The 15,899-nt window shown below is 39.4% G+C and carries 15 protein-coding genes and 1 tRNA gene; 9 read left to right on the forward strand and 7 right to left on the reverse strand.

Annotated features, from left to right (window positions below; translation table 11 throughout):
• Positions 1–35: 35 nt before the first annotated feature.
• Genes recC through BKK48_RS01080 form a run of 5 tightly spaced genes read right to left on the reverse strand, consistent with a single transcriptional unit; the run spans position 36 to position 5,677 of the window.
• The gene (gene recC / locus BKK48_RS01060; RefSeq protein ID WP_077426376.1) at positions 36–3,437 is read right to left on the reverse strand and encodes an exodeoxyribonuclease V subunit gamma; all 3,402 of its coding nucleotides are present in this window, start codon (positions 3,435–3,437) and stop codon (positions 36–38) included.
• Between the two features lie 49 nt (positions 3,438–3,486).
• Entirely contained in the window at positions 3,487–3,753 is a 267-nt protein-coding gene (locus BKK48_RS01065) for a DUF5374 domain-containing protein (RefSeq protein WP_167366151.1), read from the reverse strand.
• Positions 3,754–3,766: 13 nt separating this feature from the next.
• On the reverse strand, positions 3,767–4,465 hold the full coding sequence (locus BKK48_RS01070) for a DUF2572 family protein (protein WP_244154845.1): 699 nt from the start codon (positions 4,463–4,465) through the stop codon (positions 3,767–3,769).
• Positions 4,453–5,157, reverse strand: a complete 705-nt coding sequence (locus BKK48_RS01075) for a PulJ/GspJ family protein (protein ID WP_077426377.1) — start codon at positions 5,155–5,157, stop codon at positions 4,453–4,455. Before BKK48_RS01075 ends, BKK48_RS01070 begins: the two co-directional genes overlap by 13 nt.
• A gap of 4 nt (positions 5,158–5,161) precedes the next feature.
• Positions 5,162–5,677 carry a type II secretion system protein gene (locus BKK48_RS01080; RefSeq protein ID WP_077426378.1) on the reverse strand — a complete coding sequence of 172 codons (516 nt, stop codon included), beginning with the start codon at positions 5,675–5,677 and terminating at the stop codon, positions 5,162–5,164.
• 193 nt (positions 5,678–5,870) lie between these two features.
• Here BKK48_RS01080 and suhB point away from each other — a divergent pair, with 193 nt between their 5' ends.
• The 5 genes from suhB (at position 5,871) to BKK48_RS01105 (ending at position 10,633) form a co-directional block, all read left to right on the forward strand.
• The gene (gene suhB, locus BKK48_RS01085; protein ID WP_077426495.1) at positions 5,871–6,674 is read left to right on the forward strand and encodes an inositol-1-monophosphatase; all 804 of its coding nucleotides are present in this window, start codon (positions 5,871–5,873) and stop codon (positions 6,672–6,674) included.
• A 198-nt stretch (positions 6,675–6,872) separates the two neighbouring features.
• Positions 6,873–8,261 carry a cytochrome c peroxidase gene (locus BKK48_RS01090; protein WP_077426379.1) on the forward strand — a complete coding sequence of 463 codons (1,389 nt, stop codon included), beginning with the start codon at positions 6,873–6,875 and terminating at the stop codon, positions 8,259–8,261.
• Between the two features lie 367 nt (positions 8,262–8,628).
• Complete coding sequence (locus BKK48_RS01095) at positions 8,629–9,600, forward strand: Fe(II)-2OG oxygenase family protein (protein ID WP_077426380.1); 972 nt, start codon at positions 8,629–8,631, stop codon at positions 9,598–9,600.
• Positions 9,600–10,289 (forward strand): AzlC family ABC transporter permease, encoded by a 690-nt coding sequence (locus tag BKK48_RS01100; protein WP_077426381.1) that lies wholly within the window; start codon positions 9,600–9,602, stop codon positions 10,287–10,289. Before BKK48_RS01095 ends, BKK48_RS01100 begins: the two co-directional genes overlap by 1 nt.
• Positions 10,286–10,633 carry an AzlD domain-containing protein gene (locus BKK48_RS01105; RefSeq protein ID WP_077426382.1) on the forward strand — a complete coding sequence of 116 codons (348 nt, stop codon included), beginning with the start codon at positions 10,286–10,288 and terminating at the stop codon, positions 10,631–10,633. Before BKK48_RS01100 ends, BKK48_RS01105 begins: the two co-directional genes overlap by 4 nt.
• 34 nt (positions 10,634–10,667) lie before the next feature.
• Here the strand turns inward: BKK48_RS01105 and uvrB are convergent, their stop codons facing one another.
• A complete protein-coding gene (gene uvrB / locus BKK48_RS01110; protein WP_077426383.1) occupies positions 10,668–12,704 on the reverse strand; it encodes an excinuclease ABC subunit UvrB in 2,037 nt (678 codons plus the stop codon).
• A gap of 410 nt (positions 12,705–13,114) precedes the next feature.
• Here uvrB and BKK48_RS01115 point away from each other — a divergent pair.
• The 4 genes from BKK48_RS01115 to BKK48_RS01130 all read left to right on the forward strand — a co-directional run bounded on the left by BKK48_RS01115 (position 13,115) and on the right by BKK48_RS01130 (position 14,762).
• A tRNA-Asn gene (locus tag BKK48_RS01115) sits at positions 13,115–13,190 on the forward strand.
• A gap of 329 nt (positions 13,191–13,519) precedes the next feature.
• Positions 13,520–13,894 carry a hypothetical protein gene (locus BKK48_RS01120; protein ID WP_077426384.1) on the forward strand — a complete coding sequence of 125 codons (375 nt, stop codon included), beginning with the start codon at positions 13,520–13,522 and terminating at the stop codon, positions 13,892–13,894.
• Between the two features lie 18 nt (positions 13,895–13,912).
• Entirely contained in the window at positions 13,913–14,176 is a 264-nt protein-coding gene (locus BKK48_RS01125) for an NGK_0946 family protein (RefSeq protein WP_077426385.1), read from the forward strand.
• A 55-nt stretch (positions 14,177–14,231) separates the two neighbouring features.
• The gene (locus tag BKK48_RS01130) at positions 14,232–14,762 is read left to right on the forward strand and encodes a hypothetical protein (protein ID WP_077426386.1); all 531 of its coding nucleotides are present in this window, start codon (positions 14,232–14,234) and stop codon (positions 14,760–14,762) included.
• Between the two features lie 165 nt (positions 14,763–14,927).
• Here BKK48_RS01130 and zevB read toward each other — a convergent pair whose 3' ends face one another.
• Positions 14,928–15,896, reverse strand: coding sequence for a zinc transporter permease subunit ZevB (gene zevB, locus BKK48_RS01135; RefSeq protein ID WP_077426496.1), 969 nt, complete (start codon positions 15,894–15,896; stop codon positions 14,928–14,930).
• Between the last annotated feature and the right edge of the window lie 3 nt (positions 15,897–15,899).

Genomic DNA, 15,899 nt, shown 5'->3' on the forward strand with positions numbered 1-15,899 from the left:
CGCTTATCTTAGCAAAAAAAGTCGAGGTTGACGATTTACTTTGCTGATTTCTTCGCCGATTTTTTCGCTTCTTTTGCAAACAATATGCCAAACCAATCCGTTGTTTGTTTTAATAATGCCTGCAAATTTTCATGCTGTTCAAATTTTGTGGTTTGGGCCAACAAACGTGCCCAATAAGGATCGGCTTTTTGGGTATAATTTCCTGAGCGTTCCTCTTCTGCCAATTTTTGTAATTTCGTCAAAACGCCTTCAAAATCGACCGCACTTTCCTCTTTGATAATAAAATCCGTTATTTTCCCCACCGTAGGAATAGGCTGAATTTCTATCTGACTTTGCAAATACGCCTGCACATAGATTTGCAATTGTGCCAAGGCTTCCTCCCTTGAGATGGTTGGAAATTCAATCACTTGCTCTTTGGTGATTAATGTTGGCGGTATGGCATTTTGTTGAGTGACGCATTGAATTAAATAATAAAGCCAAGGACGAATACGATAACGATCTTTATAACGAGCAAAATGCCATTCAATCACCTGCTGTCCATCATTAAAAAGATTATCCATATAACCAAACAAGCGAATAGTTTGTTCTTTTTCTTGCCATATCACATCCAAAGCAAAGTCAACCGAGCAGTGAGAGGGTTGGCCCAGATCAACAATTTTTTCTTTAAATTCCAGCACCGTATGGCGTGTATGTTCCGCTGCGACCTGCCCAAATTGCGCTCGAGGCAGCACACCTTTTACTCTCGCTTGTGCGAAATATTCATCAAATTGGCTTTCATCGGCATACACTAAATCATTATTGAGCTGATAACTCTCTAAGCCGCTTAAAGTAAAATTCTCGCTATCGGCAATACGCTCATCTTCATCACGGAAATACACGCCCAGTTGTTTTTCAAAGAAAAATTTTACGGGGTTTTCCACAAATCCCACGAAGCGATCTAATTCGATTTCCGTTATCTTTTCTGTTTGTGCCATCACCGAGGCAAACTCTTTTGGCACGGTTTTTCCACCATTTTTTGCCATAGGCAACCATTTTGTGGCAAAAGAGCGGTTGAAATTATCCTCATTTTTGAAATTGCTTGGGCTGAATGCCGTCATTGGGTGCTGCTGAACTTGTAATTTATTCTCATCCTCTTGTTGTTGATTAATATAATCCATCAGTTGGCTCACCAACACCGAAGGCGCTCTTTCTTGGTTATCAATAATCGAACGCCCGATATAGCTGATATAACAGTAATTGCGGGCGGCAAGTAGTGCCTCGAGGAATAAATAACGATCATCATCACGGCGGATACGATCGCCTTTTTGATGATGATATTGCATCAAATCAAAGCTGTTTGGCGTTTGTGAACGGGGGTAATCCGCCTCGTTCATTCCCAACAAACACACCACTTTAAAAGGCACGGCCCGCATTGGAAGTAAGGTGCAAAAATTCACTTTACCGGCTAAAAATTTCAAACTATTGGGGGCGTCTTCCAATTTTGTGGTCATCACATCGGCGATAACATCCGACTGCAGAGGCAGATCAAAATGAAGGGTGGAAAGCTGTTCGGCAACCTCGTTAATTTTCTCTTGAATATAAAAAAGGGTGTCATGGGTTTGTTCATTTTGAACAAAGAAATCCGCTAAAAGTGCGGTCAATATTTCATGCCATTTTTCTATTGAGTGAGCTTGTTGAAGGGTATTATGCCAATGAGAAAGCACCGTGAAAAAATCAGATAACTTCCCTGCCAATAAACCTTTTAAGCCATAGCTACTATCCAACCCTAGACTTTCTTGCCAAATGCCATGCTCTTCACGCATTGCATAGCCCAATACCATTCGTTCCAAACCGGCCTGCCACGAGTTGAAATTCATTCCCTCTTGGTTTTTCTGCAACCCAAAACGGATGCCGGCATCCGCCACCCATTGTCGCACTAAAGGGAGCTCGGAAAGGGAAAGATCAAAGCGTTCACGCAATGCCGGAATGTCTAATAAGGTCAGCATCGCTTCTGCACTAAAGGGGCTTTCTTTTAGGCGTAATAAGGTTAAATAACAGGAAACCAACACATCGCTTTCGGATAATTTATTATCGGAAATAGAAAAAGGAATGCGCGGTGTTTCCCCATTTTTCTGACCGAACACCGCTTGAATATAAGGGGTATATTGATTAATGTCCGCCACCATCACCACCACATCTTTTGGTGTGAGTGTGGGATCTTGATTGAATAAATGCAACAGATAATCTTGCAACACTTCCACTTCCCGCATAGCACTATGGCAAGCATGCACAGTCAAAGAGCGGTCATTTTTTTCAAGGTTTAGGGGCTGATTGGTTAAATGCAAAATATGGGATTGCAATTGTCCAAGTAAGGTAGAAGCAGAGATTTCTTCGTAAGCATTCAATGAATAAGTAGGAATTCGCTCTTCATCCCGAACTAAGGTATAAAGAAAATCACGCCCCATTTTTCCCCAAGCCGCCAACAATGGGTTGCCCACTTGCAAATGTTCATTATGGTAAGTGGTTTCAATCAATCCTTGCTTCAAGGCAGATTGCCGGGCTTGTGAAAAGAGCGGTTGAATTTCATTGTGTTTTTGGCTGTTTCGGCGTGTGCGCTGAATAAGATAATCCACCTGTAAATCCCGAATATCTCCCCAATATTCTTGGCAGGGATTGTTAAAAAAGAGGTGAATATCCACCTCCGATGACATGGCTTGCAAAATAGACAGATAAGCAGTTGGTAAGGCCGGAATACCAAAAACAAACACGCGAGAAGGCAATTTTTTCGGTTGGTTGGGATGCTTTAATAAAGCAAGAAATTGCTCGTGCAAAGCAGCACGGTGAGTGGCATTTTCCCCTATATCCTTTTTAATATCCGCCACCAAAGCACGCCATAGCTCCCCTTGCCATGCCACGTTATCAAGAATTTGTTGTAACAGGGTTTCATTGAGGTGGGCTTGTTGGGCTTTAATTTGACTGACAATCCGTTCATCTTCCCCTTTTTCCCAAGCAAAAATCCACTCAGGACGGTAAACCAAATATTGGTCAAATAAATCCGCAATCTTACGACTTAATTGATAGCATTTATATTGTTCTGAATGGGGGGAAGAGGCCAAATAATGGGCTAAAGGAGCGAAGGCTTTCTGTGCGAGAAAATCGGGCATCAGCTTCATTAACCGCCACATCATTGAATCTTTATCAAAAGGATTTTGCAACGAAACCGCCGGTAGATTATCAGCATAAAGCTGCCAAATAAAGGTGGCGGGCATCGGAAAAGCCAAATGAGCGGAAACGCCATTTTTCTTGGCTAATTCCATTTGCAGCCATTGTGCCATACCGGGGCTTTGTACCAAAATTATCTCTTGTTGAAAAGGATCTTCTCGTGGCAGTGTGTTGAACAATTCGGCGAGAATTTCTTTCTGTTTTTCAAGTTGATTGGAATAGTAAACGATAAACACAATGACAACCTATTAGCTAAGCAAAATGATGTGTCATTCTACCTGTTTTTTAGTCATTTTTCAGGGAAAATTCACCCCAATGAGAACGAATAACCACTTGATTATGTTGACATTGTATTTGAAATGCCATGCCATTTTGTTTCAACTGTTGTTCGCAGGGTAAACCTAAAAATTGCCGTTGTGCCTGATTTTCCGCAATCTGTAACGCTTGAACATCATGATAAATTTTCACCGCCCGTTGTCGCTGATGGGCTGTCCATCGGTTAAATGCCAAAAATACGATACTTACCACCATCAGCGTGACCATCACAGACATCAACGATATTCCCTTATTGACTTGAGGCGTTAAAATCACTCCAACTTTTCTCCGCTAGTTGCCATTTGCTGTATTGTTGCGCTAAAAGCTCAACCTGCTTTTTACCATAGGCAACGATTACTCCGTCTAAACTCAGCTTTCCACCGGTAATCACCGCCCCACTCACCCGCCCTTTGCCACGCAAGACTAAATCGCCCTCTGCGATGAAAATGCCTTGTGCCGTCCCCCTCACTTCCCATTGGTTTTGCTTTCCATAAAACCAATATAACTGTGGCATAGCATTTACGAGAGGATAAGGAGGGGTTGCAAAGTGCGGTCGAAATTCATCAAGATTTTCTAAATCGATCAATGCCTTTAACAAACCTTGATTTTCTCCCTTTTTGGGCAATTTCTTGAAAAGTGCGATACGCTGACACCATAGCGAATACCGAATGGCCTCTTCTGCCCCAACCCTATTAATAAAAACCTGCCGAACCCGCTCTGAACCCGCCAAAGGGAGTGAAGAACAAACCTTTTGTTTTGCCTGCAATGTTTGTTTTTGTAGGGTTAAGGTTTGTTCCACATAGTATTGACGTTGCATTTGTTGCGCTCGAAAAAAACTTAAGGTGCTTTCATCAAAAAAGAGCATCACCGCGAATACACCGGAAAGGAAGATCAAAATACTGAGTGTGACGATCCCTTTTCTTCCGCTTGGCAACCTTATTGATTCCACAATGCCACCACCATTTCGGTTTCATACTGAATTATCGGATGGGCTTTTAAATTGCCGGCCAGTTGAATGGCAATGCCCTTTCCCTCTGCAATAAAATTGAATTGTAAATGGCTGATTTCATATTCATTTTCATCCACCAAATCCGTCCAGCCGCCCCCGGCGTTACAGGCGCTTTGTTGCAATGCTTTTTGACATGCCGTTGATTGACATTTGGCATTTATCGCATTTTTGTAGGTTTGTTTCGTTTCAATCATTTTATGATTTAATTTATAGCCGAAAAGCTCTTTTTCGATGTTTTTTGCGACATTGCTCTCTCCTTTCAAACAGGTGTTTTTTGTGAATTTTTCACCAATACATCCGTTTGCATTCAGATCGTAAAAAAACAACACACAACTCTTTTGCGGTGCATGATCGGCTTGAGAAATCAAAATTGCCGTCCCCTTTTTATCTAACTCAAACAATCGGACGTTGCTTTCAATCAACTTTGTGTTTAATGCCCGAAATCCGGCACGGCGAAGATCTTTCCCAATCAGCTGAATGATCCGTTGTAGCTCAGACTGCAGCTTCAATTTCAACAGCATCTGTTGGTTCTGGACTTGTATATGGGTGTAAAACCTTGATACCCCTAATAAAAGTGCCGATGAAATAGCTAATGAAATCATTAACGCCAATAAGGTTTGCCCTTTTTTCATCGGATTATCTCGTACAAGCACTGGCAGATTGGTTCGATTTCAATTTCACACTGCCTACGTTAAAAAAGGAAAAGAGAGTATGCTCTTCACCTGCCTGCAATAAAAAGCAATTGGCATCCACCGTATTACGAATACCGTTAAAACGAGCCACTTCAATGGGGTAAAGCTTCGGGCTGATGATTGTGGTTTGCCCTTCAAAATAGGGAAAATAAAAGTGGGCATAAAGCGTTTTGGGGCAAGTAGTCGGGTTGAAACAATCGCAGCGTTTTTCATGTTTTATCTGCGCTGTCATACACCAATGCTTCGTTATAGGGTGACGATTTGCCAAAATAAGCCAAATCTCAGCGGAATTTTCCGCCCGCCCCTGAATTTGTCGTAAGAATAAATAAAGACGATGTTGTTCTTTCGCTAAAATTCGCTTGGGATTTTCCATTTGCCAAAGAGGAAATGTGAAGCTCAATGCCATACTGAGTATCGCCAAACCAATGACTAATTCCACCAATGTTGCCCCTTTACGCATAAAAAACACTCCTTATTTCGACCGCACTTTAAGATAAAATTCCCCCCATGCCACAAAACGAAATTATTTTCTCGAACTTCCTCGCAAAATTTATACAAAAAGGGAAGAAAACCGGTGCTTATCACTGGTTATTTTTGCAAATCCCGTTATAATGGCGCGGAAAATTTTCAGTTCTTTAAAATCTGGTGGAATTATGAATCCAATGTTAAATATCGCGATTCGTGCAGCACGAAGAGCGGGCAATGTGATTGCTAAAAATTATGAACGTCGTGATGATATCGAAACCGCACAAAAAGGCATCAATGACTATGTGACGAGTGTCGATAAAGCGGCTGAAGCAGAAATTATTGAGATTATTCGAAAATCTTACCCTGAACACACCATTATCACCGAAGAAAGCGGAGCGATTGAAGGGAAAGACAACGAGGTGCAATGGATTATCGATCCACTGGACGGTACCCGTAATTTTATGAACGGTTTACCGCATTTTTCCGTCTCCATCGCTATCCGAGTGAAAAACCGCACCGAAGTGGGCGTGGTTTATGATCCTATCCGAAATGAATTATTCACTGCCGTGCGGGGTGAGGGGGCAAAATTAAATGAAGTACGCTTGCGTGTGGATGCCAAACGTGAACTTCAAGGTGCGATTCTTGCCACCGGTTTCCCATTCAAACAACCTAAACTTATGCCAACCCAATTTGCCATCATGAATGCCTTAATCGAAAATGTGGCCGATTTCCGCCGTACCGGTTCGGCAGCGTTGGATTTATGCTATGTGGCCGCAAGCCGTGTGGACGGTTATTTTGAAATGGGCATAAAAGCTTGGGATTGTGCGGCAGGCGATTTAATCGTACGCGAAGCCGGCGGACTGGTTTGCGATTTTGAGGCAGGCAACGGCTATTTGCGTAGCGGTAATATTGTGGCTGCGCCAAACCGTGTATTAAAAGACATGCTCAATAAAATTCGCCCTTGCTTAGGTGATGAATTTAAACATTAAAATAATGAAAAACCACCGCACATTGAGTTATCAAATGCGGTGGTTTTTCACTCAATCCCCTCACAAATTGCCCTATCTTTATTTTAAACAATCAAATCTATAGTCTTTGCAAATTAACTTTCTTGATTTTCATCAAAAAAATCTTGTGCTTTATTCACCATAATTGCCCAAACTTCATTTCTATCTCAGGAGAACAATATGAAAAAATGGATACTAGGCGCCGGTGCTGTTGCTATCCTCGGTTATTTAGGTGTGGTGGGATACCTTCATCAATTTGATAAAGCGCAGGCCAACCAATTTATGAAGGAAAATCAGTATTCCGGCGAACAGCAAAAAGTGGCAGAAACCATGGTCAGCAATGGCTGTCAATATTGCCATAGCCCTAATGCAACGCTTCCTTTCTATTCCGCACTGCCTATTGTGGGCGATAAAATGCACAGCGATATTGAAAAAGGACTTCGTGCATTTCGTATGGATCGTTTACTTGAAGGGGCAAAGGATTTAAGCAAACTTTCACAAGCCGATTTGGCAAAATTACAACGTGTGCTGGAAAATAACAGCATGCCATTGGCTGAATATATCCACTTACACTGGGGCTCTAAACCTGACGATCAACAAAAAGCTTTTTTACTCAATTGGATTCGTGAAAAACGCCAAATGTTATTGCCAAAAGAAACACCAAATGTGGATGCCAATCGCCTTGTTCAACCTATTCCGGAAACCCTCCCAACAGAAACGGCCAAAGTGGCACTTGGCCATAGCATTTTCTTTGATGGACGTTTATCCGGCGATGGCACAATTCAATGCCACACCTGCCACCAATTAGATAAAGGTGGAGTGGATCGTCTTGCCACCTCAACGGGAATTGATGGCAAAAAAGGCCCTATCAATGCCCCAACGGTATTTAACGCCGCCTTTAACTTTGTGCAATTCTGGGATGGTCGTGCCGCTGATTTAGCCGATCAAGCTAAAGGCCCGCCAACAAATCCTCTCGAAATGGGTTCAAACTCCTGGGATGAAATTGTCGCACGCTTTGAAATGGATGAAGTATTTAAGGAAAATTTCTTAAAAGAATATCCGGAAATCACCAAAGAAACGCTAACCCATGCCATCGGTGAATATGAAAAAACCTTGATTACCCCAAATAGTGATTTCGATCGCTATCTGAAAGGAGAACAAAACGCATTAACCCCACAACAACTTCGTGGCTATGAATTATTCAAACAGCATAAATGCGATACCTGCCACACCGGGGTTTCGTTAGGCGGACAATCCTATGAATATATGGGATTGTATGGTGATTATTTCAAAGATCGTGGCACCCCGTTAACAGAAGCGGATGAAGGTCGTTTTGCTCAAACAAAAGATCCTTATGATATGCACCGCTTTAAAGTGCCAACACTACGCAATATTGCACTCACCGCCCCTTATTTCCACGATGCTTCAGCAGCCGATCTGAAAGAAGCGGTTCGCGTGATGTTAAAATATCAAAGCGATGTTCAACAGCCAACACAACAAGATATTGACGATATCAGCTCGTTCTTAGAAAGTTTAACCGGCGAGTTCAACGGTGAAAAATTAAAATAGTTCTATCACTAAAATGGCCGCCAAAGCGGCCATTTTTCATCGCGATAATCAATAGCCTTATACAAAAGGCTAGATACTTAGATACTTAGATACTTGCAACATAGTTATTATAATCCTAGAAGAACATTCCTACTCTAAATCCTACCTAATCATAATCCAACCTCTCGATTACTTTAAATTGATAAAACAGGTTGGACCTTAACATTTTTCCAACAAAAAAATTGACATTTCCCTATTGACTATTACACTCAACTAGTCTTTATTACTAAATTAAATATCAAGGTAATCTAAAATGTTGAAATTTAGAATGAATTAGAAAGGTTTTAATTAAATATTTTAAGAATTAATAATTTTAAAGGAGAATTTTATGTTTAATAACTGCAATGAATTTAGAAATTATTTTAACTTAGAGAAGATCGTTTCTATTGATATGAGCTATCTTTCTAACGATATAGAAAAATGGTGGAATAAAGAACTTTTAATAAAAAGAGATTTCTTTCATAAAAAATCTCTTTTGATTAACTTAATTTTAGACAAGGTTAAAACTTCAGATTATGAATACTTTACTAAATTTAGTAAAATAAATCATCATATATCAGGTATTGTTCTACACAATTTATTTACTATCGATAGCCCTTCTTTATCTTTACTTGTTCATGAATCCTTATCTGATATTTTTAATTTAATGGATATAAAATACCCATATGAAGATCATAAGGCATTATTTTTAAAAAAATCTATAAATGAAATTAGTGAGTGGGGAAATGGCTCTGGTGATATTTCATTACACTCTGACGATTTATATGAAGATATAAGCTCCGATTATTTATCTCTAACTACTTGTAGGGACTTAAGTAATACCCCAACTTCTTACCTACTAGCTAAAGATATTTTAGATCTATTAACTGATAATGAACTTGAGATTTTATTAAATATTGAGGCGAATTTTATATCAGGAAAGAATGTAAATGGACTAAAGTCAAAAAAAGCTAAAATTTTAGAATCCTGTGAGGAAAGGGGATTTTTGTCTAGATTTGATTTTAGAATTGACAATGTAAATGGTCAAAGAATGACTATTGCCAATAATCCTTCTAAAGAAGAAGTTTCTGTTTTTGAAAAACTATTTGAGATTTCAAAAAATCTAAAAAGCCGAACAATAGATAACGGATTAGGTACCTTTCTTATAATTGACAACTACAAGGTTCTCCATGCTAGAAGTAGTGTTAAACACTACCCAAGTTCAGGATATGAACATCCAAAAGATGCTTTCCGGCTCCTCTATAGAAGCAAAGGTCCAAGAAAACAATTTTTTGATATAGAACAAGCGAGATATCTTTAATGAAATTATTATCCGACAAATCCTTTAATCATGGTCTAAAGGATTCAATATCCTTTGGACTTGCTTTTATTTTTTTGTATGTGCCTATTGGGGCGTTAGGAGCAAGTCAAGGGTTGAGTTTATTTGAAGTGATGGCAACAAGTCTTTTTATATTTTCGACACCATTACAATTTCTTCTTATTCAAAGCTATACTTCCGGCCTTGCTCTACTCCCCATTATTTTGGCATTAAACTCTCGATTTATTTTAATGTCATCTGCACTATCAGGGTATTTTAAGAATATTTCATATAGAAATATTTTTTTATCAAGTATTCTCATTGTTCCATCGGTTTTTTCAGCTTGTATCTCTCGATTTAAAAATAAAGAAGAAAACTATTTTTTATATTTCCTCGGTGTTGGCTTACCCATTTACTTTGTTTCCGTATTATCCACATTTATCGGTTACTATACTGGTTCCGGAATCACCTCACCGTTATTTTATGAAATCGTTAAAATTGTTTTACCTTTACAATTTACCGCTTTAGCTGCAAAACATTGGCCTGATTATCTTGATATTAGTGCCTACTGGATCGGCTTATTATTCGCACCGTTGTTTATCTTCTTATTTAAGGAATATACGATGATTATTGCCCCATTTTTAATTGGTATTTCATTAGCCGCTTTTGATTACATAGGTAAGAAAAAATGACAAATATAATCCTTTTAATTCTTTTTTCAGCTATTACGATTTTTATTTTCAGAATATCGCCTTTCTTTTTGAAAGAGAATAAACACTTAAATAACAAAGAGGGATTTATATATAAATCCATTAGTTATAGTGCACAAGCGATGATTGGGATCATTGTTTTTAACAGTGCATTTTCTGGTAAGAATATCCTTGAGCTCATTGATGATTTCAGCTTAAAAACGATTGTTATATTACTTCTATTGTTAGGAACATTTATTATGACGATCCTAACAAAGAAAATCATACCAAGTTTTATCATCACATTGGCATTATACAGCTTAATACTCTATTACTTCCCAATGTAACTTTCCGATATAAAAATGTATCTTCTCGCTTAGCCTACTCCCCCATCACAAATTGTTCCCGTAATTGGTGGAGTTGATCTCGAATAGCGGCGGCTTTTTCAAATTCCAGATCCTGAGCGAATTTATACATTTGCTGTTCCAGTTTTTTGACTTGTTGCTGATATTCCTTCGCATTTTTCGGGGCGTTATAAAGTGCGGTCGGTTCTGCCACCGTTTTGGCTCGTGCTTTGCCTTTACCTTTATTTGTTAAGCCCTGACCGATATCCAGCAATTCACCCACTTTTTTGTTCAATGCTTGCGGAACAATGCCTTTTTCTTCATTGTATTTCATTTGTTTTTCACGGCGGCGATTAGTTTCCGTGATAGCTTTTTCCATAGATTTGGTGATGCTATCGGCATATAAAATGGCTTTTCCTTTCAAATTACGAGCGGCACGGCCAATCGTTTGAATAAGCGAACGTTCGGAACGCAGGAAACCTTCCTTATCCGCATCTAAAATGGCGACAAGGGACACTTCAGGAATATCTAACCCTTCACGCAATAAGTTGATGCCAACCAACACATCAAATTCACCCAAACGTAAATCTCGGATAATTTCCACCCTTTCTACAGTGTCAATATCCGAATGGAGATAACGCACCCGAATGCCGTGTTCGTCCAGATAATCCGTGAGATCTTCCGCCATTTTTTTGGTGAGGGTTGTCACTAAAACACGCTCATTGTTTTCTGCTCTTTGGCGTGCTTCGGAAAGTAAATCATCCACCTGAATCGCAACAGGGCGAATTTCAATTTCCGGATCAAGCAAACCTGTCGGGCGTACCACTTGATCGATAATTTCATCACCGGATTTTTCTAATTCATAAGGCCCCGGCGTGGCGGAAACATAAATGGTTTGTGGAGCAAGGCGTTCAAATTCTTCAAAACGTAATGGGCGATTATCTAAGGCGGAAGGCAAACGAAAACCATATTCTACCAAGGTTTCTTTACGAGAGCGGTCGCCACGGTACATTCCCCCAATCTGTGGAACGGTGACATGGGATTCATCAATAATCAAAATAGCATCAGAGGGCATATAGTCAAACAAAGTCGGCGGCGGCTCGCCCTCATTCCGACCGGAAAGATAGCGTGAATAATTTTCAATGCCCGAGCAATACCCCAGTTCATTCATCATTTCAATGTCGAATAGGGTGCGTTGGCTAATACGTTGTTCTTCCAACAATTTATTTTCTTTGATGAAATATTCACGGCGTTGTACTAACTCTGCTTTGATTTTTTCAATAGCATCTAAAATACGTTCCCGAGGTGTCACATAATGGGTTTTCGGATAGACCGTATAACGGGGCACAGCACCTAAATGATGCCCTGTCAAAGGATCAAACAGGCTGAGCCGTTCAATTTCATCATCAAATAATTCAATTCTGACAGCAATGTCATCAGATTCTGCCGGGAAAATATCAATAATTTCACCCCGCACACGAAAGGTTCCCCGTTGGAAAGCTTGGTCGTTGCGGGTATATTGCAATTCGGCCAATTTCGCCAGAATTTGACGTTGATTGATAATCGCCCCTTGTTGCAAATGCAACATCATTTTCAAATAGCTATCGGGATCGCCCAAACCATAAATGGCAGACACGGAAGCCACCACAATCGTATCACGGCGTTCCAAAAAGGATTTTGTGGCGGAAAGACGCATTTGTTCAATTTGATCGTTAATAGAAGCATCTTTTTCAATAAAAGTATCACTGCTTGGCACATAGGCTTCCGGTTGATAATAATCATAGTAAGAAACGAAATATTCCACCGCATTTTCAGGGAAAAACGCCTTCATTTCCGCATAAAGCTGGGCGGCAAGGGTTTTGTTGGGTGCAAGCAACATCGCCGGGCGATTTAATTTTGCAATCACATTGGCAATGGTAAAAGTTTTCCCGGAGCCGGTTACCCCAAGAAGCGTTTGATGGGCCAATCCATCATCTAAATTTTCAGCAAGTTTTTCAATCGCTTGGGGCTGATCGCCGGAGGGTTTAAAATCGGAATGAAGAATAAAAGGTTTACTGTTAATTTTTTCTGCCATAAAAGTGCGGTTAAAATTGAATGTGTTTTTCGTGGCGGTATTCTAGCATATTTCTCATCCTATACAGAGTGAAAAGCATAAGTTTTACACAGTGTTAGCGATGTCAAGAGAAAAACCCTGCAAAATTAGAAACTTTTTTTAAATTCTTTACTGGACTTTATCTAACTTATTGATAAATAAGAAAATGTTATTTTGTAGCCAATTTTTAGCCCACCTTTTACAATCCCAGTATTTATCAGCGTTTCCCTCTCTTATTTTATTTTAATCCACAAAGTTATCCACAACCTTTGTGGATAGAAAAATCTCAGGATTTTTTTTCAATTTTTTTATTTTAATCCGTTGACAAGGGATAGGGAGATCATTAAAATGCGCGCCGGTTCGTTGCAATACAGTTGCAATATAAGAGTTATTCCTCCTTAGTTCAGTCGGTAGAACGGTGGACTGTTAATCCATATGTCGCTGGTTCAAGTCCAGCAGGAGGAGCCATTTTCTCTTTTGGTTTAGAATTCGTTTGTCTCCTTTTACGAATTCTAAATTAGCAACCAAAAGATTTTGGGCCCGTCATTTGATGGGCTTTATTTTTATCTCTCTTCCTCTAAAACTTCTCTTCCTCTTTAAGATGACTGCTTGATTATCTCGTTACCTATTTTCTTCAAAAAAACCTAATCATCTCTTCAAACTATACTTGATACACCTGTATTTTTTGCTAGAATTGCAACCTATTTTTAACAAAATATTAACATCAATATAAAAACGAATGGCAACTTGAGCAAAGAAAGCCATATCGCTCATTTCTTTTATTCGAGGAAAAATATATGTTAAAAAAATGTATCACACCTATTGCTATCACTATGGTCATGGTTGCTTGCAGCAATAATCCCCCTCCCCAGATAAGTGATAATGAGGCTCTAGCTCGACTTGAAGCTCTCGATCGCTTGGATGCGAAAGAATATCCCAAATTCCGTCAACGTGAAGAAGAAAAATATCAAAGCGCTAAACAAAGACGCCTAGACGATTTAGAAGCTGAGCGTATTCATTATCAAAATCAAGCAATTAAATACCAAAACTCACGTCAACAAACACGAGATATGATTGATGATTTAGGGAAAATTCAAATGAATAGAGCTAAAGCTATCAATAAGGCTTATGAAAATCGCAGTAAAAAACAAGATATCTATATTATTCGTTAACTTATTAGGAGAACCTATATGAAAAAATTACTGATTTGTACGCTAACCCTTTCTTTATTATTTGCTTGTGCAACTGAACGTAAAAGCATTGCTCAAATCAATGCCGAAAGAAATTCAGCGCAAGCTTATGTGACAACAGCCAGCCTTGAACAACAAAGAATGCAACGTCAAAATGAAATTGAAGAATCCATTTTAAGACGTCAACAAGATAGAATGGAAAATCAGACCAGCCAAGAAAAAACCAATCAAATCATGGGAATTATCGGTACAATTTTTCGCTAATTATTTTAGGGATTAGTTTCACACTAATCCCTGATTTTATTTGGATACAAAATTTATGAAAAAATGTTTTTTAATATTTAGCAGCTTAGCCTTATTAACCGGTTGTGCGCAGATTGAAGCAGTAAAAAGAGAGATCGTTCCCGCTCACTTTTCAGCAAAAGATTTTGTCGGCAAATGGTATTGTAGCAGCTCCTACGGGGATTGGAATTTGGTGACAAAGGAATATTACGATATGAAACCTAACGGTATGATGAAAAATACCGGTACAGTCACCGCACCGTTACTCAGTGGAGGAGCAGATCTTAAGTATGAATACAGTATCAATGCTTATTGGCAGGTAGAGGGTTGGTATTTAGTTCAAAAACAAGCAGGAAAAGGGACTGTAAAACGTCTGCATAGTGCCAAAGCATTGGCTGCGATAAAACAAGATCCCAAATTAAAACAAAAAGAATTAAGGCTGTATAACCTTTTTAAAAATATGGCTTCCGGTCATCATTCAGCCCGCCGGCAAATTGAAAGCGTAAATAAGAACGAGTTTACTACCCTTGCAAATACCTCTGCTGAAATTTGTAGTCGTGTTGATTAACCTTTCAGAAACAGCTATGAAACTCATTGCAACCTCTCAATTATTTTTGTTTCTATCTCTGATTTTCTCCACATGAAAAATGATGTCTTGGTGGGGAAATAAGTTAATACAAAGATAACCGCCATCACAACTCAAACTTAAGCGTAAACAAAGAGGTTTACGCTTTTATCTTCCAAACAACACTGCCCCACCACTGACGTCAAGCGTTGTGCCATAAAACAAACTGATCGCAAAAAAGAGCATAATGCTACCTGCAATGATTTTTACCCCCCGCCCACTATATTGCTTTAATGCTTTTGCGCCATACCATTGTCCAATCCGAATGCTCGCTTTTTTGGCATAACGTACAAGCATCGCAAAACAAGTCAGCATCAGCCCCGTTCCTAAAGACATCGCAAGGGTCGCAAAAATTCCCCAGATGAAAAGATCGAGCATATAGGCGAGGAAAAGCACAAATATCGCCCCACTGCAAGGGCGTAAACCGATACTCATTATCACCAAACATTGGCTTTTCCAACTATCCGCTTGCTTTAATTGAATCGCATTCGGCAAATGTTGATGCCCACAACCACAATCTGCCTTTAAAGTGCGGTTGATTTTAACCGCACTTTGTAATGGCAAAGGTATCATCTGAACAGATTTAATACGAAAACCCATTGGCTTACGAATGCCTTGGTAAATCCAATAGCAGCCTAACCCCATTAATAGTATCAATGCACTGCGTTCTAACCACAATTGGCTTAATTTGAAATATTGGGAGGAAAGATTGAGTATGACAACCAAAACTGAGGTAACCGTAATTGCCACAATGCCTTGCATCAATGAGGACAATAGGCTGAGTTTTACACTTTGTTTGAGTTCCGTTTCATGTGTAGATAAGTAACCGGCAATAATGAACTTTCCGTGTCCCGGCCCGAGGGTGTGTAATACTCCATAAAGAAAGCTCACACCAATTAATGCTATCCCGGCTGAAGTGGAATGTTGCAAAATAGCCTGAAGATTGTTAGAAATCAGTTGATTAAACCGCTGTTGCCACACCACTACATGTACAAAAACCCAAGGGAAAAACCAGAAGATCCCCACCAGTGCCAACACTAAAATAATGAGCCATTTGAACGGAAAAAGCGGTTTCATCAT

This window comes from Rodentibacter heidelbergensis (assembly GCF_002000125.1).
Classification (GTDB): Bacteria; Pseudomonadota; Gammaproteobacteria; order Enterobacterales; family Pasteurellaceae; genus Rodentibacter; species Rodentibacter heidelbergensis.

Coding starts and splice junctions, on each gene's coding strand:
- BKK48_RS01065 (WP_167366151.1), bottom strand. CDS start 3,753: ATGTCTGTGATGGTCACGCTGATGGTGGTAAGTATCGTATTTTTGGCA.
- BKK48_RS01075 (WP_077426377.1), bottom strand. CDS start 5,157: ATGAAAAAAGGGCAAACCTTATTGGCGTTAATGATTTCATTAGCTATT.
- BKK48_RS01080 (WP_077426378.1), bottom strand. CDS start 5,677: ATGCGTAAAGGGGCAACATTGGTGGAATTAGTCATTGGTTTGGCGATA.
- suhB (WP_077426495.1), top strand. CDS start 5,871: ATGAATCCAATGTTAAATATCGCGATTCGTGCAGCACGAAGAGCGGGC.
- BKK48_RS01090 (WP_077426379.1), top strand. CDS start 6,873: ATGAAAAAATGGATACTAGGCGCCGGTGCTGTTGCTATCCTCGGTTAT.
- BKK48_RS01095 (WP_077426380.1), top strand. CDS start 8,629: ATGTTTAATAACTGCAATGAATTTAGAAATTATTTTAACTTAGAGAAG.
- BKK48_RS01100 (WP_077426381.1), top strand. CDS start 9,600: ATGAAATTATTATCCGACAAATCCTTTAATCATGGTCTAAAGGATTCA.
- BKK48_RS01105 (WP_077426382.1), top strand. CDS start 10,286: ATGACAAATATAATCCTTTTAATTCTTTTTTCAGCTATTACGATTTTT.
- uvrB (WP_077426383.1), bottom strand. CDS start 12,704: ATGGCAGAAAAAATTAACAGTAAACCTTTTATTCTTCATTCCGATTTT.
- BKK48_RS01120 (WP_077426384.1), top strand. CDS start 13,520: ATGTTAAAAAAATGTATCACACCTATTGCTATCACTATGGTCATGGTT.
- BKK48_RS01125 (WP_077426385.1), top strand. CDS start 13,913: ATGAAAAAATTACTGATTTGTACGCTAACCCTTTCTTTATTATTTGCT.
- BKK48_RS01130 (WP_077426386.1), top strand. CDS start 14,232: ATGAAAAAATGTTTTTTAATATTTAGCAGCTTAGCCTTATTAACCGGT.
- zevB (WP_077426496.1), bottom strand. CDS start 15,896: ATGAAACCGCTTTTTCCGTTCAAATGGCTCATTATTTTAGTGTTGGCA.